Origin of the sequence: Paenibacillus sp. SYP-B3998 (genome assembly GCF_010820665.1) — a bacterium.
Taxonomy (GTDB): domain Bacteria; phylum Bacillota; class Bacilli; order Paenibacillales; family NBRC-103111; genus Paenibacillus_E.
Genome location: NZ_JAAIKC010000001.1, coordinates 1,433,001 through 1,456,461, shown reverse-complemented (window position 1 = coordinate 1,456,461; position 23,461 = coordinate 1,433,001). Strand labels below are relative to the sequence as shown.

The window sequence follows — 23,461 nt, the reverse complement described above, 5'->3', positions numbered from 1 at the left end:
CACTCCCCATCGCTGATCCAAGTGCGCCAAAAAGGAATAATTCTGTCATATTAACCGTGTTGATCCTAGAATGCATGCTTCAGATTACATGCTTACCGCAATAACCCCGAGAAGTACGATAGCAATTCCCGTCCACTGTGCCTTTGATAGTCGTTCTTTAAAGAAAATCCACGCCAGAAGAATGGTAATCAAACTGTACAATGAAGCGAGGGCCGTTGTACTCGTCGTATAGGATAGAGATTGGCCAAGATTAAAGGAAATAAGTGCTCCTGAATCCAATAGAGCTGCCAAAATTAAAATCATTCCAGTGGAAAAGGAAAGTTTGGAAAGTTGGATTCGCCGAATACGTACAAAACTTAATGCGCAGAGTAACTGCACGATTCTAGTTATTAAAACGGGAAGAAATGCACCTAGAGAGGGTGTAAGATAACCGACCGCCCAGAAATAGGCACCCATACAAACGGATGCACTTATCGCTTCGGGTATCCCTGCTAATGTTGTTTGATGTCCCCTACCTCCAGTACGGGAAACCGTAATTACCCCTGTTATCAACAAAAAAACGCCTACTAATGTCCAAGTGGGAAGGACTTCTCCAAAAAAAATGGCAAGGGCTGCAGTTACGACGGCGAATCCGGATGCAATCGGCGAGACGATAGACAGCGTCCCTTTTTCAAAGGCCCGATACAAGAACAAAGTGCCAAAAAAGTTGACGAGGCTGATGACAATGACTGCTCCCCATGTAAATGCATTCCCACTAATTTGAGGACTCTGAATCCAAATAAAAGAACCCATCATGATGGAAGCAAACAACTGAATCCAGACCAAGGCAGGCAAGGTTTGAATTTTTCTTGTCGCTTGAGTAACCATGAAATCAGACAATCCAAAGCATAGGGCGGCTGTTAGCCCGTATATGATGCCCAACTGCTCCTCTCTCCTTTCACCATTCTTGTTGTATAGTCAATTGTTGATTACGCAACAATTGACTATACAATATCACGAGATAATTGCACAGTCAATTACTTTGAGATATAGTTGTTGGTAAAGACTGAAGTTAGCGGTGATACAATGGAGAAGCTTACAGAGCTCGAACTAGCCACTTGGCGATTATTTATCAAAACACATGCTCTTATAATTGAAAAAATCGAACAGAACTTAGCCTCTGAAAAGAAAGTTCCCTTGACTTCCTACGATGTGTTGATTGCATTGTTTGAAGCACCTGATAAACGATTAAGGATGCATGAATTGGGGAACAAAGTCGTATTAAGTCGAAGTGGGCTTACTCGTCTAGTGGATCGTCTCGAAAAACAAGGATTGCTTGTCCGAGAACGGAGCGATGCGGATCGGCGCGGTGCCTACGCTAAACTAACCCGCGAAGGCAAAAGAGAGTTGTTACGAGCTTGGCCGATATATGCCAAGGGAATTCAAGAACATTTTATTTCCGCAATGGGTTTGGAAGAAATGCAATCCCTGTATCGGGTACTTCAAAATATGAAAGTGAGATTAGAGTAATCCTTTCCTTATGAATCCCGCTTTGTTACACTTTCATATTCACACCAGCAGGGCTACTTTTGAGCTAACAATTGTGTTCCAGCTATAATATAGTTACCGCAAATATGTAAGAAGTATCTCCATGGTCCCAGATGGCGTTCATCAAAATATTATATTCCCCTGGATTTTCCGGTAAAAATAGCCGACCTTTATCCAGTTTTATTTCTTTATAATCTTCTTCCCTATCAACTAAACTTGCTCCCATTAAGACGTCTAGCTGTTTAGGCTCCATACCTTGGGGATATTTAATAATTAGGGTAGATCCAGGCTTTACGATCACTGGAGGATATTCGTTCTCTGCTAAAAATTTTGATAAAGGTTTAGGCGCGTGGTAACAACTTGACCAACAAGAGTTTCCTTGGAGCAATGGAATGTCTTGCAGCCACGTTCTCCCGTCTTTAAAATTTCTTACATAGGCTACATAAGGAACAGGCGCAGAAACCAATTCATCAAACCGTACACTGGTCTGTTCAATACTTATTGTTTTGCCGGCCTCGTATGTAATGTTCGCAGCCATGTTTTCGGCTATAAAGCGTATAGGAACATATACGTTCCCGTTATAGTTAATGATCGGATTCTCGTTGAATTTTCCATTAATGATGAAATTTCCAGAAGAAAGAAAATCAATAGTAGCTCTTGAACCGTATGCAACAATGCCTATCAAAACGAGCACGCAAATTATCGAACCAACAAGTGCTTTTCTCAAGCTGGTAACCGCCCCTCCTATTTTCTTTTCATTATTAAAACGAATATGAATCAACAACACACATTAACGCTCATTTCGAATAAAACCACCCTTCGAGGCTACGCAGCATAACCGCCAAAGGGTGGGACTATTTTGCTATTACTTATTCATTCAAGTAAGTTGTCACTCGGTTCTGGATCAGCTTCGCCACTTCTTCCGCGGTCTTTTGACCGCTAAAGTAGAATTTGGATTCCTCTTCAATTATCGACATCACTTTATTGTCTCTTCCCGCAATACGATCTACGTTTTGGATGAGTTGTTTAATATAGACAAAGTCTTCATCTGGTATTTTGACTTTCTTTTTGACTGCTTCCTCGGAAGGAAGTATATACGTTCCATTATTAGATTGTTCTTGAATAACGTTAAGCTTCTTTTCATTCACTGATTTAAGCATTGAAAATCCTGTAAATTGTTTGAGCGATTGGGCTTCTTCTGATAACAAGAAACTAATGAATTGCCAAGCTTCCTTCTGAACGGGAGAATTGGCATTCAACCCAAGTTGATAGCCGGTTGACATGGTAATTTGACCACTTTTGCCTTCTGCATGCGGCTTCTGCATCAGCTTCGGATTTGAAAAATAATAATACGGTATATCAACAAAATCTACTGGGTTGAACAAAACTGTGGAATAGAACAACTGGTTTCCGATCTCAACCGGTTTCGCTGTAGCAACTTTATCATCATACATTTTCTTTATTTGTTTCATCGTATCCACGAATGCAGGAGAATCGAACTTCGCTTTCTGAGTCGGCAAATCTACGAATGCTGTGGAACTATCTACCACCACTTCTTGAAGCATCGTTTCTGGCGGGTTATCCGCTAAGCCGTAGCGAGGTTCCTTGCCCTTCGTTCCCGGCTTCTGTATGAGCTTCTGCGATATTTCCTCGAACTGCTTCCAAGTCCAGTTTGTATCATCGACAATTGTACTCGTCTGATTAAGAATGTCTTCATCTGCCACGAATACCCGCAGGAAATAGGATACAGGCATCGCGTACAAGCCGCCATTCAATTTTAATGGCTCCAAAATTTTCGTATATAAATTATTCTTATCCACCGTTTTGTCTTGTTCCAACAAGTCATTCATATTTACGAGTAATTTTTTATTTACATATTTGGCAATTGGCATATTGTTCATCTCGATAATATCATTGCCTTTTCCTGATAACAGCGAAGTATTCGTCGTATTTACATATTTTTCGTCATCACCTTCATTCCATTTTTCCCCAGGCTGCTTAAATGTTTTGAGTTGAATGTCAATGTTCGGATACTTCTCCTCGAATTTCTTCTCAGCCGCATCGTAGAACGCGTCTATTGATAATAACGATAAGGTAACAATCGTCTTTCCCTCTTTGGATTTCGGTGTCTCCTTAAGTGCTGCTTCCCTACTGCCTACAGCATCGCAGGCCGTCGTAACCGTCATCAAAATGCAAGTACCTACAATCAAAATTTGCTTTTTCATCCTATGTTTTCTCTCCTCTTCCATCCTCATATTAATGTATGGTTATTGCAACCGAATTCGATTACTATCCTGTAATGGCTCACTGCTTTCCAGAATAATTAAATCATCCTCATTGACGTTATCTACTTGAATCATTGATTCTATCTCATTCGTTTCAATCACTTGTATGCTAGCTTTTCGTGCAACAAATACGTTGCCTAATGCTCCTCTCTGCTCATCGATTTTATAGATATACTTGCCTTCTCGATCTTGGTGGATGGCCACGTTAGAAACCCTCCTCCCCTCCTGCTGCGATCGGTTCGTGAGTTTGACAAATGCCTGCTCACCTCCTTCTAGCTCTGAGCTTACAACAGTTACTCGTACAAGTTTCTGGGCAATGGCTACGGTTTTCTTCGCCTCTTGATTAGATAAACTCTCCAAACGCGGCTCTGCATCAACCAGTTCAGCGATTGTACCCTCGATGATTTTGGATGGTTGATCTAACCTAGCATTCGTTTCAACCTTTATCTTTGCAGCAATCGATATCCCGAAATTAGACAGCATCAACGAGTCAGCCAAAAACTCGAACCTATAACCACGACTGTCATTCGAGATTAGAACATCAGGTTCTCCCATAGACGCTAATCCCTCAACAGCATTCAATTTCGTAATCCTGCCATCGAAGGGGGCAGATAATTCCTTCTGAATTACGAGACGCTCTCTCCGTTCATTTATTTTTCGTTCTTGCATGCCCAGATCTAGTTTAAGCGTTGCAATATCTCGACTTGCACTCCTAATCTTCGACTCATCTCCTTCGGCTGTTGATAGAACGAACCGATCTTGCATCCCAAGCAGATTAATTTTTTGTTTCTCCAATGAAGCCACTTCATCTTGCAGTTCACTTTCAGCAGTTTGACTATCATAAATGATCAGTTTTTGACCCTTCTTGACGATCTCGCCTTCTTTAACGAGAATCTTTTTGATCTTCCACCCCGCAGGATTTGAAAGTTTAACTTCCGCGAGTGGCCGCAGTACACCGCTTCCTTCTAGCGTATGAACGAGACTTCCAATTACTAGCTTTTCCGTTTTCACTTTCGGTAATGTCAGTGACTGCAACGTGTTGCTGAATAGTGTAAACAGCACTAACACTCCAATAAATACACTGAAAGCGATTTGAATATTTCGTTTGCGTCTACGATCATTAGGTTCCTCTTTTAGCCCCAAATCCACGCTCTCTGCCTCCTAACCGTAAAAATTACCCCTTGATGCCAGAAAGTTGAATGCCTTCAATGAAATAGGTTTCTGCATACAGAAACAACAGCACCATAGGTGTCATATAAAGCATTGATGCAGCGAAAGCAATCCCTTGCTCCCCTTGGTTAACTCTTGATAAATAAACGGATAGCGGCTGCTTAAAGGGATCGTCCAAAAAAATAATCGGCTGTTCTACCATGTTCCAGTAATCGACGAATAATAGAATAACGAGTGCAGCTAGTCCTGGTTTGATCATAGGGAGAATAATCTTGTAGAAAATTTGCAAATGTCTAGCCCCATCCATTTTGGCTGCTTCGATATAGGCATAAGGAATATGCAGCATGAACTGCCTGAGCATAAACACACCGAAAGCTGCAAAAATTCCAGGTAAAATAATCGCATTCGAACTATTCAACAGGCCAAGCTTATCGGCCATAATGTAATTCGGTACTAAGGTCACTTGGAACGGCATAAGCATCGTCAAGACATAGACAAGAAATAAGGCTTCCCTGCCGCGGAAGTGCAGCTTGGAGAACGCGTACGCAGCCAGCGCTGCTACTAGGCACTGACCTACGATGATTGGCACAACCATGAATACCGAATTCCAAAACATGCTTAGAAATTTCGGGCTATTGACCAATACTTTGCCATACTGCTCCAGTGACACTTTATCCGGCAGCAGCTTTAGATTAACAAAATGATTCGCATTCCCTGCCGTTGCTTCACTCATTTTTCCGATTAAACCATAATTAATTCCTATCTCTTGTTCTGTCATAAGTGAGTTCGTTAATGTTAGTACGAGTGGAAATATGAACATCACCGCAAACGCGCTCATAACTATTGTTAACACACTTTTTCGCAAGATTCCTATTATTTGCAATTGGCTCCCCCCTATTCCATAGACTGCCGGAAACGGCGTTCAATCGCGAAAAGCACAATAACAATGAGGAAAATACAACTTGCCATCATCGTCGCTGCTGCAGTCAGTTTCTGAATATCTAGCGACAAGAACATATTGTTCATGTAGTGCTGCAGCATATAAATACTGTCATGCGGATAAGCACCTGCAATCAAATACGTTTCTCGAAAAACTTTAAATGAATTGATGATAGACATGATGATGACAAAGAACATCGTCGAGGTTAAATAGACAAGCGTAATGCTGCCAAACTGTCGAAGACGTCCAGCGCCTTCTAATTGGGCGGTTTCGTAATAATCCTTAGGAATTTGCTGCAGCCCTGCTAAGAACAAAATAATGTTGTAGCCCATGTTTTTCCACAAATAAACGACGATCACAACCATGCGAGCGGAATCTGACTTCATCCAATCCACCCGGTTAAATCCGAAAAAGCTCAGCCATGCGTTGAGTGATCCGTTCCAATCGAGTAGTATTTGCCAAATGAGAATGATAGAGGCTACAGGAACGACGAGCGGGAGTACATAAGCAGTCCTCAGCCAATTGCGAATGTAAATATTTTGGTTAAGCAATAATGCCAAACCTAAAGACAGTACAAGCATGACTGGAACACTAATTGCGGTAAAATAAAACGTATTCGCTGCCGCTTTACGAAAGGAATCGCTCGAGAGCAGTTCGCGGTAATTATCCAATCCAACGAAATGACTGTCGACCGGACTATTCATGAAGGAATAGAAAACCCCCATGGCAAATGGAATCAAGTAGAACAGCGCGAATCCAATACCACTTGGCATGAGAAACATCAACGCTACGCTAGCATCCTTGCGTACCCAGCTTTTCATGTTTATTTTCATCATTGAAAACTTGCCACCATTTGACTCTCTTCTTTCTCCCATGCCAAACAAACCCACTTCTTCATCTACAGTTTCCCCCTGCCCTTCCTACATTCAGGATAGGGAAAACTGTTTAAAAAGAAGTAGGCTAATTATAAAATTTTTCTTAAATTATTGACTTGAAATGGAACTCAGGTAATTTCATTGCTTGATTTGTGGCAACCTTACTTCAAAACACGTTTGAATCAAACTACTCTGCACAGAAACGGTTCCATCATGCTGCTCCACGATATTCTTGGTAATGAACAGGCCGAGTCCTGTGCTTCCCCCTTGATGCGTTCTTGCTTGGTCACCAGTATAAAACATATCAAAAAGATGCGGTATATGCTCAGGAGGAATCTGATCTCCATAATTGACTACTTGAATCACCACGTCATCTGCATCCAGATAACCGTTAATATCTACAAACTGCCCCTCATTTCCATAACGAATGGCATTGGTCAGCAGATTCTCAAAGACACGTGCTAACAATTCTCCGTCACCAGATATATGTAAATGCGGACCCACATTTAATCTTGCCACTAGCTGGTTTTTCTCTAAAACAGGATATAATTCTTCATTTAATTGGATGAGCAATTCGCTAAGATCGATGGACTTTTTATCAATCGTAACCATGCCATAGTTCATTCTAGTTATTTCGAATAGTTCATCAATCAGCTTTTCTAGTCGTTGAGATTTGGTAAATGCAATGCGGGTATAATGTTTGATTTGATCATCTGTCAATTGGTCGTCCTTAAGGATGAAATCCAAATAGCCTAACACCGAAGTCAGCGGCGTACGCAGATCATGGGCCAAATTTAAAACTAATTGATCCTTGCTGCTTTCTGCAAAATCTCCTCTACCTACAGCCTGTTGCAATTTTTCGCTAGCCAGATTAATATCTTTGGCAATATCCCCAAACTCATCGTTGGAAGAAATATAAACGCGACTCTTAAAATCGCCCTTGGCAAGATGATGAATGCCGTTGGAAATTTCATTAAAATAAGTTGCGTAAGGTTTGGTCAGTATAAAGAAAATCAAAATCGCAAGTGGAACGAACACAATCAAAAAAAAGTTAATGTCCCCGATTTTATTTATGAACAAGCGAATATAAGCTAATGGACTTTCAAATTTGACCTGAAAACGATAATAAAACTGGAGAACTTTATAGAGGACAAAGGTAATCATACCGGATAAAAACATACTATAGCCCAATAAAATTATCATTTTCGACCGAAAACTTCGTATCATGTTAGGCATTAAATGTATATCCCACTCCCCATACGGTCTTAATCAGCTTGTTTTTATTTACATCATCCCCAAGTTTTTTTCTTAAGCTGCGGATATGTACCATAACCGTATTACCACCTTCATAGTAAGATTCCCCCCATACCTGTTGGAAAATATTTTCGGCACTAAAGACTTTCTTCGGGTAACTAGCTAATAGATACAAAATATCGAACTCCTTTGGCGTTAACTCGATGTTTTCACCATAAAGGGTAACGTTGCGTTGATCTTGATAAATGACCAAACCGCCTGCCTCCAAAACATTCTTATTTGCTGCTGTCGGTTGATTCAACTGCATAGAACGTCTTAGCTGCGCGTTTACACGAGCAACCAATTCCATGGGATTGAATGGTTTGGTCATATAATCATCGGCTCCCCTAACAAGCCCTGCAATCTTATCAAGATCCGTTGTTTTGGCACTCAAAAAAATGATCGGCATAGAATGATGTTCCCTAATTTGCCTGGTTACCTCATAACCATCCAATTTGGGCATCATGATATCTAAAATCGCTAAATCAATAGCATTCGTTTGAATGGCCTGGATAGCTTCCTTCCCATCTGCTACTTTAATGCAGTGATAGCCCTCTTTATTTATATGTAAGGCAACTAGATCTGCAATCTCGTCTTCATCGTCAGCTATCAAAATTGTGATATTCTTCATCGTATCCACCCTCTGTATAAAGTTAGCTTCAACTATTATATCAAGTCGCCTCAAGAATACCAAAAAAGTGCATACTCAGTCATCACAGAGGCTTGCCCCATTTGTCGAAGCATAGCCGTAATATTGCCACGATGGTAAGTTGCATGGTTAACAATCTGCAGGACAATTTCAGAGTAACGAGTTTCCCGTATCCCTGCATAAGGATTATTCAGAATCAACGTTTTTTCCAAATCTGCTTCTTGGTTGAAAAAAGCTTTATAACGCTCCGTTAATTCAAAAAACATCGTTTCCAATTCATCCATATTCTTAAGCTCAATTTGTGCTTTCAATGCATTTGCATGAGCCATTGCTTCATTCATGCTTTTACCCATAAGGATATCTAACCAACAGTGATCCGTGACGTAAATATGAGGCATCACCTTTGAAACGGAAGGAAATACACTTTGGATCTCTCTATCCAACAAATCCTGTGGGAGTTCTCTTAATCGATTAAACATAGTTTTATTCGCCCATACGTGGTAGTTATACATTTCGATTGCCGTTTGTGTCATTAAATTGTCCTCCTCAAATTTTTCATCCTTCGTGTTGTTGATCCTATTTATATAATAACGTACCCACCCTGACATCAATCTGTCAGGGTGGTTGCGTTATTCAATTGCTTATTATCTGCGCATGTGTCCCTCTTATCTGAACAGTCCAAACACACAAGAGATTTATCTTCTAAAACCGTGCCATGAAGAAACCCATCCTGACAGAAAATCTGTCTTTTACACTGTTGACAAAGACCAACAAATTCCTGCATATCAATTAACCTCCCTAATTTTATGCAATCGTATAGAAAGCAGTATGACAACCTTCTATCAACGTTATCATCACATAACCGTTTATTCCTGACCAGACCGATTTGAAATAAATACATATTTCAACATCTCTTATTTATGTTTTGTACATGTCTGCATATCCTCATTTTGAATAAAAAAATGAAAACAGACAATAACTTAACGTAACAGAAAAAGATGAAGAGTTTTCTAAACCATGTTTTTGGGAAAGTTGTTCCCACATACTTTGTATCCGCGCCGCAGGAATCATCTGTTCATGATGAATCCAAGCCCACTCTTCAACGAATTCAGCAAACTTTCGGGCACAGTCCCGATTTGATTATACGGCAAATTCGGTTTGGTCACCCCAACTACCAGCTTGTCTCCACGATATATATTGATGCCATGGTTGATAAACAAATAGTGAATAATTTTGTGCTCAAAGCTACCAAGACCGAACTTCTTGATGCGACCACGAAGAATGGTTCACCACAGGCGGGGAAAGCAGAGGGGTAACAGAGCCAACGGCTCAGGTTGTGATTCGAGGGCCAAAGGACAGCTTTAACGAAACGCTAAGAACCGAATATTTCTTTAATTCGCCGGAGAATCAAAAATCCGAAATTTTAAATTTCCTATCGAAAGGGTACCCGTAATGTCATACATACTACCAATAAAAGCCGCATTTATTATATTTAGTCTATTGGCTATTTTTTTAATAATCCCTTGGTTGATCTATAGTTATAGAAAATATGGTTTTTTCAGCTTGTATGCCACATTAATAGCTTATTCCTTCATTTACTATATGTTATCGGCCTTGTTTCTAGTTCTGTTGCCTCTTCCGGAAACTCGGAATACATGTGCCATTCAATCACCTGGTACAATCCACTATTCATTGGCACCTTTTTCTTTTGTGAAGGATATCCTTAAAGGAAGTTCCCTTGTATGGTTAAAACCCACGACCTATTTTCAAATCCTTAAACAGCGCGCATTCTTCCAAGCTGCATATAACTTCCTATTATTGCTCCCACTAGGAGTCTATCTAAGATACTTTTTTCAGAAGAGATATTACTGGAAACGAGCATTCGTAATAGGTTTTTCACTTTCCCTCTTTTATGAGGTAACGCAACTAACAGGAATTTATGGAATTTACAAATGTCCATATCGCCTGTTTGATGTTGACGATCTCATCTTGAACAGCTCAGGTTCACTTTTGGGTTTCCTTATTGCACCAATAATTCTTGCTTTATTCCCGTCAAAAAAGAGCATTTTAGCCAAAACAAAAGAAATACTTAAAAAGAACAGAGTATCCCCAGTACCCCAATTGCTAGCCCTTCTGATAGATACTCAGTTCATTCATATCAGTTGTCTTCTAACCGTTGGTTTATTTGTTTCCAGTAGAGTTATAGAAATTATTTATACAACGATTGGTTTATTTGTAGTTCTCTTTATTGTGCCACTTGTGTGGAAAGGGAAAACAATAGGTTCGAATATAATGAAATATAAACTAATAGGCCCCTCTGGAAATAGTCCTTCGTGGCAACCCTTACTTAAGAGGTTTGTGGCCTTATATTTACCATGGATGATATCAAAATTCATAAGCGTATTTACCGAGATTAAATTAGATTTGAATTCACCCCTCTATTCTCATCAAGTATGGCTAAGTGTGGGAGGATTTACGTTTGTAGTTATCATGTGGTCTGTCCTATTCATCCATGCAATTATGGTTGTGATTAGAAAAGGTGATCGTCTCTTTTACTTCGACCATGTTGCAAATTTAACACCAAGAAAAAAATGAAATAACCTTACAGATTTGCACGCGATCTAGGTGAATTCCGAGCGATATTTGATGAAGTGACTGCACTTCCTTGAACATGGTGAGCAGGAGGGCAAAATTTCACGAATGGTCAAAAACGAAATCCTTTTATGCAATTCCCGTCTTCTCCCCTTCCGTTTATATGATGAGCGCCCTCCTGAGTAGAAAATACAAGATATGATAAAGAGAACCTACTTTTTTCGAAATGGCAAAAATGTGACATCAATCAGTATTAATAATTACTATTGTCCAACAGAATTTAGCGATCTTCCTTCATCTTCCTATTCACTTTTCCTCCGACACCTCCCTATTGATTAGACATGCAGCTAGCAAGCCAACGCCAAGTACGAGAGCAAGTAAGATAAAAGTCACTGCATAACTACCGCTTCTCATAAAGTAAAGAGATAATATTGGGCCGAGACTTGTTCCAGCAAATAAAATAAAGGTATAGACGGATACCGCTATGCCTCTCTGTTTCCCCCCTAATTGACCAACCAGAGAAACAAGGGATGGAACAGCCAGCGCAATACCTACAACGAATATTAAACTCATACCGATCAGAAAAGGAAGGCTGGACGTCATTCCAAAACTCATCATGCCAATGATCGCTAATAGCACGCCACTGCGCAGTGTCGGGCGTATGCCAAAACGCTTCGTCAGCTTTCCAGAAAATGGAGATACTAGCATACCCAGCACACCGACGGAACGGATGTAAAGAATCTGTTCCTTACTCAGGCTGAACGGACTGTGACTCAAATAATTTCCCAAAACGGTATACATACTTACAAACGACATGAGTAGAACAAAAGCAACCACATAACTTAGCACCAAATTTTTCTGAGCAAACACTTTTCCTATTTGCATGATGGGTCCCCAAATATTGGCGTGTGACTGATGAATTTCACCTTTTGGAAGGAAGATAAGTACCAATAAAGCAGTTAAAGCGTAAATTACAGCAAGCAAATAAAATACGGCATGCCACCCATAACTTTGACTAATCATTCCGCTGATTACCTGCCCCACAATCCCTGCTGTCAAAAAACCAGTGCTTATAAACCCGATCGTCGTTACCCGCTTTTCAGCAGGATACATCTCCACCGCATAAGAGAGCGCAACCGGAGAGAAAGTAGCAGCCGCAGCTCCCTGTAGGCCTCTAAGGATAACTATCCCTACAAAGCTATCGACAATTCCAAGCAAAAAAGAAATGACTGTTAAAAAAATGAGACCCATACATATAACTTTCTTCCGCCCGTATTTATCCGACAACGCTCCATAAATTAAGCAACCGACTGCAAATCCAATTGAAAACGTACTTCCTACTGCGGTGGCTTGTGTGGGAGTCTTACCAAATAGTTCAGCGAACATAGGAATAAGCGGAATCGTTACGTACAGACTGGACATAACCACAAGGCCGGACCAGCATAGTATTACTGTCATTAAAGAATAATTTCTGTCTACAACATTCGCTATAGCTTGTTGTTTCATAGAACACCTCATCATGTTAGTTGATTTGAAATTCTTTTCTAGAAAACTGCCTATCATGCAATAGTTTGTATCTGCCTTCCTGCCTAAGCAAAGCTTCGTGGGTCCCCTTCTCCACAATTTCTCCTTTCTCCAATACAATAATTTGATCAGCAGCTTGAATCGTAGAAAGGCGATGAGCAATAACAAGACAAGTGCGTCCAGGAAGGAGTACTGCCAGAGCATGCTGAATTTGTTGTTCAGATTCCGTATCCAGCGATGCCGTAGCTTCGTCAAGGATTATTAAACGAGGTTTTTTCAAGAACGCCCTCGCGATTGAAATCCTCTGCCTTTGCCCTCCTGACAGCTTAATGCCTCTTTCCCCCACCGGAGTATCGTACCCCTGTTGGAAACCACTAATAAAATCATGCGCGTTTGCAGCTGCTGCGGCTGCCTCAATTTCTTCATTCGTTGCTTGAGGATTTCCATAAGCGATATTGTCTCGAATCGTTCCATTTAGAAGAATCACTTCCTGTGAGACAACTCCCATCTGCTGCCGAAGTGACTTCATCTGAACCATTTTTAATGGATGACCATCCATATAAATGCAGCCCATCTGAACATCGTACATTCGTGCAATCAAATGTGCGATGGTTGATTTACCCGATCCTGACGAACCAACCAATGCCGTAACCTGATTAGGAACAAGTCGTAAATGGAAATTTTGTAAAACGGGCTGCCCCTTTTCATACGCAAAATTCACATCTTCAAACACGATTTCTCCCCGGACAGGCGGTAAAATAATCGCCTTTTCTATATCGCGAACCTCCGGAATCGTATCTAATACTTCCTGTATTCGCTCAAAAGCCGCAGCCGATTGCTGCACTTTGTTAACCATTCGACTTAACGAACGGATCGGACCTTGCAGGAGTCGCAAGTACGCTAAATAGGCGACGATTTCCCCCACTGTAAGGTGTCCGAGCATTACCTGCCAGGCACCAACCAGCAGAACGATCGTCATACCTATATAGTTTAGCCAGTCTATAAGCGGTGAAAAAAGGGAAGATAGTCGCGATGCCGAGACCGTAGCCATCCGATTTTGCTCACTGCTTTTAGAGAATTTATCTGCTTCATCATCCTCACTCGCAAATGTTTTAATCGTACGTATGGATGTTAATGTATCTTGAAGCTGATTATTCAATTCTGCTGTTGCCTGACGAACCGTTCGATAGGCAGATTTAATACGAATACTGAAAAAACGGGAACTACCGAACAATAAAGGCAAAGTAATGATTATGCAAAGTGCCAACTGCCAATCAACATAAAACAGATATGAGGTAATTACTAGACATGTGAAAATATTTGCAATAATTGAAAGCGTATCTGAGGAAACTAAATCCTGCAGTTGATTGACATCACCTGTTAGTCTTGCCATTAAATCTCCAGTACGGTTACGGTCAAAAAACTTCAAATCCAAATTAACAGTATGCCTGTACAGCTTATCCCGCAGCTGAAAGATCGCCTTCTGGCTAACGATAGTCATCACATAGCTGTTGACGAAATTAAAAATTCCCAGCAGCAGCGCCGCAATAATAATCAACCCCGCCATCTCCAAAAGCTCACGATACTTCTTGCCTGGAATCATATAATCAATAATTTTTTTCGTTAATTGAGGGATCATGAATTCTAAAATGGAGATACCTATTACACAGGCAGCGGCCAGCATTAATATCCCCCATTGCGTCCGTATCTGCAAGAACATCTCTCTAACCATACTTTTTATCGTACTCTTGCTATGGGGAGAACGTTTTTTTTCATCTTTTCCGAAATTCAAAAATTTCATCACTTCCACATACTTTCATTTCAACTAAATTATTTTCTGAATTATATATAGATAGACTGTCTAACTACTTTCTCAAAAAAATATTTCCCTACACTTAACCGTTTTTCAAACGATCTTCTGCCAACGCGCGCGGATACTAGGAGCGTGTTGTGAAACCAACGCATAGCGGCGGTCACCCCCCATAATTTGAGCAGCACTTTTGGGAAAAGCTCTCTCTTCCAAATCAGCTTCTCAACAAGTGAAGATCAAGTAGACCGGAATTGCAGGCGTACTGGCCGCAAAAGCATTTCATCACCCCCTATGCTTTCATCTCACTAAAATGTTTCCGACTCACATATAGATAGACTGTCTAACTACTTTCTCAAAAAAAATTATCTTCCTACACCCAATCTTTTTTCAATACGATCATTTAATTTGAGCAGTACTTTTGAGAAAAGCTTTCTTTCTTCCGTATCCAGATCCTCGATAAGTGAAGCGCAAGTAGACCAGAATTGCGGTAATACTTGCTGCAAAAAAACACGACCTTCTGCATTAATACGAACATGCGTCATGCGGCCATCTTTGTCGTAGGATTCGCGATTAATCCAATTTCTTTTTTCCAACCAATTCAATAGAGCCGTCACGGAAGATCGGCGAATCCCCATTCGATCGGCTAAGGCTGAAGGGGTTAAAAGCTCCTTGTCCGCATGAAGAAACAACATCAACAGCAGATCCAGCTTGCTTTCCGTAATGCTGTAAGATGAGAGTTCAAGATCCATAATATCCAAAACATGATCTCCTAACCATAGCATTAAGAGACCCAACTGTGCTGCATCTTGATCCGTTTCAGAAGAAGCTGTATCCCCCATTAATGTTAAATATGGAGCGATTCCAAGCCTTGGCAGCTGTTGTTCTGTAGCATTTTCTTTGGTTAATTTCCCGTCCATTTTTCATCTCCCTTTATATAATTAGATAATCTAACTAGATTCAATATAACTGATTGCTGCAAACTTCGCAAGTATGAAATTCGTTCTCTTTTTAATCTGTAAGGGAGGAAACGCCGCATTAGTCATCGATGCTGGAAATGGACACAGGAATGAGACTTAGGGGCCCCAAAAAAGTGCGGCTAGTCCATATGTTCTTAAACGAATAGAACCGCGATTTACGCGGTTCTATTCAGCCTATTTTCTTGTCATCCGATATTTGTTTCATGCACCGGAATCATAGCAGTTTACTGTGCTCTCTCAAACTCGTCACGATAATTTCTTTTTTTCGCATTGTTTAACGCTTCAACAACGCATTTTTTCACATTTAATTTTTTGCAAATTAACGTTTTAACAAAGTCTATCCGACGGGTCAATAAACGTTCCTGCACAATACTACTCCTTTTTTTCCCCAGCTAACCAAGCAGCAAGCTCCTCTGTCTGTGAAAGCGTGGCAATCGGATCGAAATACCATGAGCGCTGATGCTTCCAAACATACACGCGATCATTTTTAACAGCATCAAGCGTTTTCCAGATCGGATCTGTTTTCAAATCTGCAAGCGTACGCTTATCGGATGTTAATATAATATAATCGCCTGTGAAGTCGGACAACACTTCTTCGGGTATTTCCAAAAGTTGCTCCTTCATTATTTCTTCAGCCTTTTTAACAGGAGGCTTCCGGCCAAGGGCTCGATATACAGCTTGACCACCTCTGCCGAAATTATCACCGAATACGCCTGTGCTTTTCTCCCAATCTTGCATAACGGAGAACGTAGCCTCTCGTGGAATCGACTTCTCTACTTGCTCTTTGGCAGCTGCAATACGCTGATCGTATTCAGCCAACCAAGCCTTCGCCTCTGCCTCTTTCCCTAATACCTTTCCAAAATAAGTGACTTCCTCATGCACATTTTTCAGTTCACCGTAGGGAACAAGAATAGTCGGTGCAATTTTGCTGAAATTCTCATACGCCTCCATATTTCCCGTAACTATTAAGTCAGGCTGCAGATGCATTATTTTTTCTAATGACACATTTTCATATTCTCCAATACTTTCCACCCCTACAAGTGACTTCGTGAAGTATGGATTTTTCAAATTTAGTTCAGGTGTTCCTATTGGCTTCACATTCAACGCAATGAAACTACCTAAATACAGATCTACAACAATTCGCTCAGGCTGGTTAGGGATTGTAATATCCCCTTTCAGTGTAGATATCACTCTAGTTTGAGCCTTGGCCCCTGTTCTATGAGCAGGCGTAGATTCCTGATTGGAAGTCACTTGCGATCCCCCGGTTGTTGCATTGGAGCTTATTGTCCCGGTAGAGCAAGCACTCATAAACAGTGCAAAACAAAACAATACGGTTGCTGCCATTGATAATTTCAAACCTTTGGACATCGGTAAATCTCCTTTATACATATATTGATAATGATTATCACTATCATCAATATACCGCTGTAGCCTCCAAGGAACAATAGACGATCGGCTCAACCTGTATGCACGATCTGTCCTCTTCTTGCTCCCTTGTACAATTTCTTTAAAGCTCCCAGGCGAAACACCTGCATGCTTTTTAAAAATTCGAGTGAAATATAATCGATCAGAGTAACCGATGCTTTCGGCAATTTCCTGGATCGTCGAATCCGTTCGCTTCAATAAATCCTTGGCTTTGTGGATTCTCACTTGTATCACATAATCAATCAAACTATACCCCGTTTGTTTCTTGAACACTTTCGACAAATTTTTGGAACTATAATTCAATACTTGTGCCAGCTGTTCTAGGGTAATTGGATCCATGTAATGCTCGTTAATATAACGCAGCGTTTGCGCTACGAGATCGGGTTTCATTGTAGGTATATCTTGTAGTTGAAGTTGACGAAATATTTCATAAATAAATTGATGGAATAACGCATTGACATGAAAGCGCTCTAGCTTATTGTCCACAAGCCACTCCCGAGCCATCACTTCTACGATATGGAGTAGAGAAATCGGGTAATGCGGCGCAAAGCCATATTGAATTTGAAACGGGTTGCTTCTTTCAATAAGAGACAAAATCTCTTTCCTGCAAGGAAGAGGAATGACCTCCTTGTAGAAGATCAAATAATACGCGAACTCTTCTTCTTTCGAGATGATGTCCAGGCACATCCCCTTGCCTCCATGCAGCACGTGAAATCGCTTCGTCTCATACTCCGAACCATCCAAACACACTTGAGCGCTGCCACTCGTCGTGTATAGAAATCCACTGGCTGGCAATCGATAAGAGCGCAATTCCTCACCAAGCTTCATCATTTTATGACGAACATCCAAGACCTTGATGGAAGCGTAGTTCCATAACATGATCTGATCATTCCATTCCATCTGCTTACTTCAACTCCTCAAACGCTTACTTTGCGACTTTATGCAGCACCACGACGAGAAAGACTATCAACCTATTGATGATGAAAAGCTTCGATCTCTTCCCGATAAGATTGCCGCTTATCGTACATTAGGGATTATTGTAAGTGATAATCATTATCATTGTCAAAATAAGGCTGTATAAAGGCACCAGTTTTTCGACAGAGTTCTTCTATTTATATTGCATTTATACCACTTTGTGACTATTCCAATTATTACCAAATGAATCTATGATTAGTTTGGAACTTATAATAGGAGGTTGATAGTTGATGATTTTATTTAAAACGGTTCAAAAGAAATTACTCTTTACCTTGCTAATCCTCACTTTACTGCTTCCCAGCCTACTCTCGACAAGCGCTCACGCTGCAACTGGTGTAAAGATCGACTGGACGCAATGGCAAAAAGAAAATGCGCTTGTTGGAGCCTCTCTTTTTGTTTATGCTTATATTGTAAGCAACAATCCGTTGGATAACATATCAACTGCTACAGTGAGTTTCGAAGACCGTACTTACCCAATGGAGACACTTCCAAATGTACCATCGTTGAAAAATAGGTATACTGCGATTGTATCATTTAACGGATTAAGTCCCGGTTTAAAGAAATTAACAATTAAGGTAACTACACGTTCAGGATTAATTGAAGAGAGTAGTAGATCCTTTTATTATGACACGGTTCCCGCAATATTTGAGTTTGATACTTTAGCTCAAATGGCTAGCGAGGAGTCGAGAGTAGCGAATGTAAAAATGGTTCGCAAAGGTACTGGTCATGGAGTTGTTGATGTTGGCTATTTTGCCCGTGGTAAGTCTGCAACCATAAATGTAGATTTTATTCCAGGACCTACCTACATTACTTTCAATGATGGTGAAATGAGCAAAATCCTTCAAATTACCCTTATAGATGATAAATTACCAGAACGTTTAGAGGCATTCGAGTTGGAAGTAATACCTTTGAACGGCACTAGCCATCATGTCGAGGCAGGGGAAATAAATAAAACGACTGTTGTTATTAAAGATGCAGATCGGTAAGGCGCTGAATCCGCTAGGGAAGTTCCCCTGAGCTGTTCTCGTGGATTAAATTAAACAAAAAATATCCCCCGTCAGCCGCGAAGGCCTGTGGGGGATTCGTCATTGGCATTCATTCAGTATAAAGCATCTGCAACATACACGGACTCACTTTGGTAATTTGTTCCCTTCTTCACAACAGAAGCATACACACCAAAGCAGTTGGAACGCTGGCGAACTATCGTTTTCAACACCGAAGGATCTATCGTTGCCGTTTCAGGATTAATGTTTACATAGAAGCACCTTTTACAACACTTGTTAACATCTAAAACGGTTTCCCCCACTACAATTTGCTTGCCTACCCATGTTTCCTCTTTAAATGGTGTATCGCAGTCCAACGCGATACACCAATTGACGCGAAATCGTCGCGGATCCATGTTCCCCTGACCCCATAAGCGTGATATTTCCCGCAAAGATGATTCTGATGCAATGAGGATATGATCCTCAGAATTCGCTCCAATCGTATTCGATTCAAACGATTTATAACCAAGACTTCGATTCGTTTCCTGTTCCAGCCTTCGTAACAAGCTAGAGTCTCCCCATTCATAGGATTGTCCATCCGGAGCGGTGACAATCAGTCGTTCAGCAGTTTCTTGGCCTTCCTTCACCACGTCAAATCGAGCCGTATAACGAAAAAGAGTCGGATAATTGTTCGCTGTCAAATATTCACCTGGGCGACTTAGGTCGAGGAATGCGTGGCTCCGATCACCTTGAAGTCCGCAAAGGTGCATCATGCATTTTTCTAGCGTTTCTCCCCCCATCGCCTTAACCGGATACCGAGTGATGCTCTGTAGAGTACCGACTTTTTCCATTGTCATTCCCTCCGTAATCTAAGGTCTAATTGACTTCAATGCCTTTCTTGCCAACATTGCCGCTCCATAGGAAGGTTTATTGCACGGTGCACATAAGAACTCGCTCCATTCACCCAAATACATCATCAAAGGCCGAATAATCAGTTCTCCCATCCCAAACACGCCACCCGCATAAGATAAAATGAGACGATCCTTCCAGTTCGTTTGATGAATCAATGTTAACATGTGCTCCGCCAAATGCTTTCCAGCATCCTCCAAGATATGTAATGAAACCTTATCGTTCTGCGCTGCACAGTAAGCCACATGCGCTGCGAGCGCTGCGATATCTTTTCGACTCATAGATTCATAAACCTTATCAATCAATTCCAATTGATTCCTAAAACCTAGCACTTGGCCCAACTCTCTTGTAAGCAGCGTCTGTGTTCCACGTTTGTCAAAATCCATGGAAACGGCTCGCAGCGCTTCAGTACCAATGAAATAACCGCTCCCTTCATCACCGAACAACGGCCCGAAACCTCCACACATCCTTACTGTATGGTCGGGTGAGAGGGAATACGCAATAGAACCCGTTCCTGAAATGACAACGACTCCTGGTCTCCCCCCAATTAGAATATATGCTCCAATCACCGTGGATGTTGGACCTACAGATATATCCATCTGCTCCATGTAAACCGCTGCATCGCCTACGCACCCGCAATTATCAATCACAATATCCGCTATTTCATACAGCTTTTTCCCACTTTGGTGCCTAGGCTTCATTTGTTCAGACTGCTGTAAATTGGTAAGCGCTACGACGATGGCCCCCTTTTCTTTGCACCTAGGGCCATCTCCACTGGAACTGAATTCAATCCTGAATTGGATATTATAAACAAGACATCTTCTTTGGCGACCTTGTGCTCCTCAAGCAAAATTTCAGCATACCCGTGAATTCGTTCCATTTTCGTGCTTTTGGGTCCGCCTTCATGCAGCATCAAGGCGCTTTCCAAAATTGGCTTTACTTTCATCAAACCGCCAGCCCGGTAATAAACCTCTTCCGCAAGCATGTGCGAGTGTCCTGTCCCGAAAAAAAACAGCTGCTTGTTCATTAATAGCGCATTCGCGCAGCAGTCAGCGGCCTGCTTCATATTATCTTTCTGCGTTTCCTTCACTTGTTTTAATATTTCTTCTACCCTTGAGAAATATCTTTCCAAATCAATCACCCGATTCATATTAATTTAGGAACTGCGTTATAGTTTCTTCGATTTGAGAGCTTCAGTCGCAGCTTGAATCCTATTCATCGATGCATCAAAGTTTTCTAGGGCAGCTGCCACCATTAGCGCATCTACGACACTTAACTGAGCCATCAATGAAGGCATATCACCACTTTCGAATGGAGTCTCGTGAACTGAGCTTCGTAACACAATGCTGCTGCTCTTCGTTACAGGTGATCGTGAATGACTCGTTATCGAAATGATGTTGGCACCGCATTTTTTAACACTCTCTAACGCTTTGACAATAGCTGTGGTGCTTCCTGACTGAGAAATTGCGATAACAACATCATTCGCTTGAATGGTTGCGGTGGACATTGATATCAGATGACTATCCATGTACGATTTTGTCAAAAGACCAATACGCGTAAATCGGTATGAAGCATAATCAGCCACCATTCCAGACGTTCCGACCCCAAACAAATAAATGATCCTCGCGCTGGCAATCACTTCTGCAGCTTTCTTTAGTTCCTTCAGATCCAAGCTTTGAAAAGTACCATTTAACGCCTGAATGTTGTTCGCATAAATTTTCTCGATTGCCACATTTAAATGATCTTCTTTTTGAATATTTTCAAATATCGTCGGCGTATCAAAATAAGCGCTGTTTCTCGCAAGTGTCACCTAGGAGAATAAGTGCCCTATTGGACAAATGAAATAAAAAAACAATGCAAGGAGCAAATTAGAATGAAAAAGTAATAAGGTAACTTGAAAAAAGGAGAGTGGATTAGATGCCTGTGAAAAAATCTATCTTGACGGTGCGATACTAAGAGATGAGATGCTCCATCCCCAATAGATACTACGGAGGTGAAAGGGAAATTGAGTTTAAAAAACTTAAATTATATGTGTTACCCATTACACTATTATCCATAATTGGTTATTTCTTTTACGCTTCGTTTCCCAAAAATGAAATGGTGAAGGCTCAAGTGATTTTGACTACAGTTAATGAAAAATCGAACACCCCTTACGAAATCGCTATTTTTGCTGGTGGTTGTTTCTGGAATATGGAAGAGCCTTTTGAAAAGCTTGATGGCGTCTTGCGTGTTGTAACCGGTTATACGGGAGGACATAAGGAAAATCCGACCTATGCAGAAGTGTCTTCTCGAACTACAGGACATCTCGAATCGGTGGAAGTTCGTTATAACCCGAATCGTATTACGTATGACAAGCTACTTCAAGTTTTCTGGCGAAACATTGATCCTACAGATGCAGACGGTCAATTCGTTGATCGTGGCGAAGAATATCATTCCGCCATATTTTACAATAGCAATGAACAGAAAGAGTTGGCTGAAGCATCCAGAGATGCATTAGTATCATCAAGACGGTTTGATAAACCCATTGTTACAAAAATTTTATTAGCATCCACGTTTTACAATGCCGAGCAGGAACACCAGGACTATTACAAAAAAATCCAATTAGTCATAAGATTGGTGTATTCGCCTCCGGTCGCGATACATTTTTGGATAAAACCTGGGGCAACGATAGGGTAGTGATACTTTTAAGAAAAGGAGTATTTGATTAAGCATACTAATATATAAAAAAACCATTGCATCTAGAAAATCGTAGATACAATGGTTTTAGTCGTGTTTTATAAGTCTGGCTATCCCAAAACAGTGGCAATAAACTTATCTAAAGAAGAAAGATCTGTAATGTTCTTATTACATGCATGATTATTCATGCACAAATAGTTCCCAACCGCTTTATAATAATCAGGTGAAGAATGAGTTGGCCTTTTTTTGGATATCGCCGAAAATAAAGCAAGCTCTTCATACCTATTACATAAAAAGCAAAAACTCTTCTTATTTGTCGGAGTGTACCTACCTTCGACACCGATGAGTTGCCCGTTTAAATAATAAACAATGAACAATTTATTAGTGGAGATATCGATCCAACTAAGAAAGCTTACATAACGATTGTCTATCAATGATAAATCAGGGATCTTTAGTTTCTTCGTCTTGGGAAAAAGCTTCTGAATCTGTTTCTCTGAAACTTGTGGAAATTCCATCAGATACGGTTCAAGTGCCTTTAGATACTTTTGAAAATCATCTGCTGTTTCTAATGCAGAAATTTTTTCCAACTGTTGTTTCTGCATGTCTGTAACGCTAGGAAAGAGTTCTAATATTTTGGATTCTGTCCCATATCGAACGGCCTCCAATACTTTCTGATCGGCAATCGTTCTGAGAGCCTGGTGCAATAAACCTGCTTGTTTATTGATAAAGTTATATTGGTGGTTTCTAATAAATGGTTCACACATAGATGTTCAGCCCCTTATTTTTTATAAATGGAATAAGGTGCAAAGCCAAATATTAGAAACGATATGCACATTTGGGCGATTTTATTT

23 protein-coding genes are annotated in these 23,461 nt (G+C 40.8%); 5 read left to right on the top strand and 18 right to left on the bottom strand.

Features of this window, described 5'->3' with window-relative positions; genetic code table 11:
* Window positions 1-84: 84 nt before the first annotated feature.
* Window positions 85-921 (bottom strand): DMT family transporter, encoded by an 837-nt coding sequence (locus tag GK047_RS06735; RefSeq protein WP_163942914.1) that lies wholly within the window; start codon window positions 919-921, stop codon window positions 85-87.
* A gap of 114 nt (window positions 922-1,035) precedes the next feature.
* On the opposite strand from GK047_RS06735, the gene GK047_RS06730 reads away from it, so the two are divergent.
* Window positions 1,036-1,509 (top strand): MarR family winged helix-turn-helix transcriptional regulator, encoded by a 474-nt coding sequence (locus GK047_RS06730; protein WP_240343772.1) that lies wholly within the window; start codon window positions 1,036-1,038, stop codon window positions 1,507-1,509.
* An 82-nt stretch (window positions 1,510-1,591) separates the two neighbouring features.
* Here GK047_RS06730 and GK047_RS06725 read toward each other — a convergent pair whose 3' ends face one another.
* From GK047_RS06725 to GK047_RS06690, 8 genes are all read right to left on the bottom strand, one after another.
* Window positions 1,592-2,254 carry a stalk domain-containing protein gene (locus GK047_RS06725; RefSeq protein ID WP_205516324.1) on the bottom strand — a complete coding sequence of 221 codons (663 nt, stop codon included), beginning with the start codon at window positions 2,252-2,254 and terminating at the stop codon, window positions 1,592-1,594.
* A gap of 142 nt (window positions 2,255-2,396) precedes the next feature.
* Window positions 2,397-3,752, bottom strand: coding sequence for an ABC transporter substrate-binding protein (locus tag GK047_RS06720; protein ID WP_163942912.1), 1,356 nt, complete (start codon window positions 3,750-3,752; stop codon window positions 2,397-2,399).
* 42 nt (window positions 3,753-3,794) lie between these two features.
* On the bottom strand, window positions 3,795-4,961 hold the full coding sequence (locus tag GK047_RS06715) for an efflux RND transporter periplasmic adaptor subunit (protein ID WP_346010288.1): 1,167 nt from the start codon (window positions 4,959-4,961) through the stop codon (window positions 3,795-3,797).
* Between the two features lie 25 nt (window positions 4,962-4,986).
* Window positions 4,987-5,820, bottom strand: coding sequence for a carbohydrate ABC transporter permease (locus GK047_RS06710; RefSeq protein WP_481855943.1), 834 nt, complete (start codon window positions 5,818-5,820; stop codon window positions 4,987-4,989).
* Window positions 5,821-5,876: 56 nt separating this feature from the next.
* On the bottom strand, window positions 5,877-6,743 hold the full coding sequence (locus GK047_RS06705; protein ID WP_163943739.1) for a carbohydrate ABC transporter permease: 867 nt from the start codon (window positions 6,741-6,743) through the stop codon (window positions 5,877-5,879).
* A gap of 192 nt (window positions 6,744-6,935) precedes the next feature.
* On the bottom strand, window positions 6,936-8,033 hold the full coding sequence (locus GK047_RS06700) for a sensor histidine kinase (protein ID WP_163942909.1): 1,098 nt from the start codon (window positions 8,031-8,033) through the stop codon (window positions 6,936-6,938).
* Window positions 8,026-8,721, bottom strand: a complete 696-nt coding sequence (locus GK047_RS06695; protein ID WP_163942906.1) for a response regulator transcription factor — start codon at window positions 8,719-8,721, stop codon at window positions 8,026-8,028. Before GK047_RS06695 ends, GK047_RS06700 begins: the two co-directional genes overlap by 8 nt.
* 50 nt (window positions 8,722-8,771) lie before the next feature.
* Window positions 8,772-9,272, bottom strand: coding sequence for a DinB family protein (locus GK047_RS06690; RefSeq protein WP_163942904.1), 501 nt, complete (start codon window positions 9,270-9,272; stop codon window positions 8,772-8,774).
* A 465-nt stretch (window positions 9,273-9,737) separates the two neighbouring features.
* On the opposite strand from GK047_RS06690, the gene GK047_RS06685 reads away from it, so the two are divergent.
* Window positions 9,738-10,055, top strand: coding sequence for a spore germination protein (locus GK047_RS06685; protein ID WP_163942903.1), 318 nt, complete (start codon window positions 9,738-9,740; stop codon window positions 10,053-10,055).
* Between the two features lie 286 nt (window positions 10,056-10,341).
* The gene (locus GK047_RS06675; RefSeq protein ID WP_240343845.1) at window positions 10,342-11,334 is read left to right on the top strand and encodes a VanZ family protein; all 993 of its coding nucleotides are present in this window, start codon (window positions 10,342-10,344) and stop codon (window positions 11,332-11,334) included.
* Between the two features lie 303 nt (window positions 11,335-11,637).
* Here the strand turns inward: GK047_RS06675 and GK047_RS06670 are convergent, their stop codons facing one another.
* From GK047_RS06670 to GK047_RS06655, 4 genes are all read right to left on the bottom strand, one after another.
* Complete coding sequence (locus GK047_RS06670; protein WP_481855931.1) at window positions 11,638-12,789, bottom strand: MFS transporter; 1,152 nt, start codon at window positions 12,787-12,789, stop codon at window positions 11,638-11,640.
* A 64-nt stretch (window positions 12,790-12,853) separates the two neighbouring features.
* Window positions 12,854-14,656, bottom strand: a complete 1,803-nt coding sequence (locus GK047_RS06665; RefSeq protein ID WP_163942899.1) for an ABC transporter ATP-binding protein — start codon at window positions 14,654-14,656, stop codon at window positions 12,854-12,856.
* Window positions 14,657-15,027: 371 nt separating this feature from the next.
* Entirely contained in the window at window positions 15,028-15,582 is a 555-nt protein-coding gene (locus GK047_RS06660) for a MarR family winged helix-turn-helix transcriptional regulator (protein WP_163942897.1), read from the bottom strand.
* A 432-nt stretch (window positions 15,583-16,014) separates the two neighbouring features.
* The gene (locus tag GK047_RS06655) at window positions 16,015-17,967 is read right to left on the bottom strand and encodes an AraC family transcriptional regulator (RefSeq protein ID WP_163942894.1); all 1,953 of its coding nucleotides are present in this window, start codon (window positions 17,965-17,967) and stop codon (window positions 16,015-16,017) included.
* A gap of 305 nt (window positions 17,968-18,272) precedes the next feature.
* Here GK047_RS06655 and GK047_RS06650 point away from each other — a divergent pair, with 305 nt between their 5' ends.
* Window positions 18,273-19,028: a Calx-beta domain-containing protein gene (locus GK047_RS06650; protein ID WP_240343844.1), complete on the top strand. Its 756-nt coding sequence runs from the start codon at window positions 18,273-18,275 to the stop codon at window positions 19,026-19,028.
* A 113-nt stretch (window positions 19,029-19,141) separates the two neighbouring features.
* Here the strand turns inward: GK047_RS06650 and GK047_RS06645 are convergent, their stop codons facing one another.
* From GK047_RS06645 to GK047_RS06630, 4 genes are read right to left on the bottom strand one after another with little or no spacing between them, the layout of a single operon-like run.
* Entirely contained in the window at window positions 19,142-19,876 is a 735-nt protein-coding gene (locus GK047_RS06645) for an MOSC domain-containing protein (RefSeq protein ID WP_163942888.1), read from the bottom strand.
* An 18-nt stretch (window positions 19,877-19,894) separates the two neighbouring features.
* Window positions 19,895-20,635, bottom strand: a complete 741-nt coding sequence (locus tag GK047_RS06640) for a BadF/BadG/BcrA/BcrD ATPase family protein (RefSeq protein WP_163942885.1) — start codon at window positions 20,633-20,635, stop codon at window positions 19,895-19,897.
* A 29-nt stretch (window positions 20,636-20,664) separates the two neighbouring features.
* Window positions 20,665-21,084 (bottom strand): sugar isomerase domain-containing protein, encoded by a 420-nt coding sequence (locus tag GK047_RS06635; RefSeq protein ID WP_163942882.1) that lies wholly within the window; start codon window positions 21,082-21,084, stop codon window positions 20,665-20,667.
* Window positions 21,085-21,102: 18 nt separating this feature from the next.
* Window positions 21,103-21,744 carry an SIS domain-containing protein gene (locus tag GK047_RS06630; protein ID WP_163942879.1) on the bottom strand — a complete coding sequence of 214 codons (642 nt, stop codon included), beginning with the start codon at window positions 21,742-21,744 and terminating at the stop codon, window positions 21,103-21,105.
* 308 nt (window positions 21,745-22,052) lie between these two features.
* Between GK047_RS06630 and msrA the strand changes: the two genes are divergently transcribed.
* Window positions 22,053-22,610 (top strand): peptide-methionine (S)-S-oxide reductase MsrA, encoded by a 558-nt coding sequence (msrA, locus tag GK047_RS06625; protein ID WP_240343771.1) that lies wholly within the window; start codon window positions 22,053-22,055, stop codon window positions 22,608-22,610.
* Window positions 22,611-22,720: 110 nt separating this feature from the next.
* Here msrA and GK047_RS06620 read toward each other — a convergent pair whose 3' ends face one another.
* The gene (locus GK047_RS06620) at window positions 22,721-23,374 is read right to left on the bottom strand and encodes a FusB/FusC family EF-G-binding protein (protein ID WP_163942877.1); all 654 of its coding nucleotides are present in this window, start codon (window positions 23,372-23,374) and stop codon (window positions 22,721-22,723) included.
* Window positions 23,375-23,461 lie beyond the last annotated feature (87 nt).

Coding starts and splice junctions, on each gene's coding strand:
- GK047_RS06720 (WP_163942912.1), bottom strand. CDS start 3,752: ATGAAAAAGCAAATTTTGATTGTAGGTACTTGCATTTTGATGACGGTT.
- GK047_RS06710 (WP_481855943.1), bottom strand. CDS start 5,820: ATGAGCGCGTTTGCGGTGATGTTCATATTTCCACTCGTACTAACATTA.
- GK047_RS06705 (WP_163943739.1), bottom strand. CDS start 6,743: ATGAAAAGCTGGGTACGCAAGGATGCTAGCGTAGCGTTGATGTTTCTC.
- GK047_RS06700 (WP_163942909.1), bottom strand. CDS start 8,033: ATGCCTAACATGATACGAAGTTTTCGGTCGAAAATGATAATTTTATTG.
- GK047_RS06695 (WP_163942906.1), bottom strand. CDS start 8,721: ATGAAGAATATCACAATTTTGATAGCTGACGATGAAGACGAGATTGCA.
- GK047_RS06690 (WP_163942904.1), bottom strand. CDS start 9,272: ATGACACAAACGGCAATCGAAATGTATAACTACCACGTATGGGCGAAT.
- GK047_RS06685 (WP_163942903.1), top strand. CDS start 9,738: ATGAAGAGTTTTCTAAACCATGTTTTTGGGAAAGTTGTTCCCACATAC.
- GK047_RS06675 (WP_240343845.1), top strand. CDS start 10,342: ATGTTATCGGCCTTGTTTCTAGTTCTGTTGCCTCTTCCGGAAACTCGG.
- GK047_RS06670 (WP_481855931.1), bottom strand. CDS start 12,789: ATGACAGTAATACTATGCTGGTCCGGCCTTGTGGTTATGTCCAGTCTG.
- GK047_RS06665 (WP_163942899.1), bottom strand. CDS start 14,656: ATGAAATTTTTGAATTTCGGAAAAGATGAAAAAAAACGTTCTCCCCAT.
- GK047_RS06660 (WP_163942897.1), bottom strand. CDS start 15,582: ATGGACGGGAAATTAACCAAAGAAAATGCTACAGAACAACAGCTGCCA.
- GK047_RS06655 (WP_163942894.1), bottom strand. CDS start 17,967: ATGGAATGGAATGATCAGATCATGTTATGGAACTACGCTTCCATCAAG.
- GK047_RS06650 (WP_240343844.1), top strand. CDS start 18,273: ATGATTTTATTTAAAACGGTTCAAAAGAAATTACTCTTTACCTTGCTA.
- GK047_RS06645 (WP_163942888.1), bottom strand. CDS start 19,876: ATGGAAAAAGTCGGTACTCTACAGAGCATCACTCGGTATCCGGTTAAG.
- GK047_RS06640 (WP_163942885.1), bottom strand. CDS start 20,635: ATGAAGCCTAGGCACCAAAGTGGGAAAAAGCTGTATGAAATAGCGGAT.
- GK047_RS06635 (WP_163942882.1), bottom strand. CDS start 21,084: ATGAATCGGGTGATTGATTTGGAAAGATATTTCTCAAGGGTAGAAGAA.
- GK047_RS06620 (WP_163942877.1), bottom strand. CDS start 23,374: ATGTGTGAACCATTTATTAGAAACCACCAATATAACTTTATCAATAAA.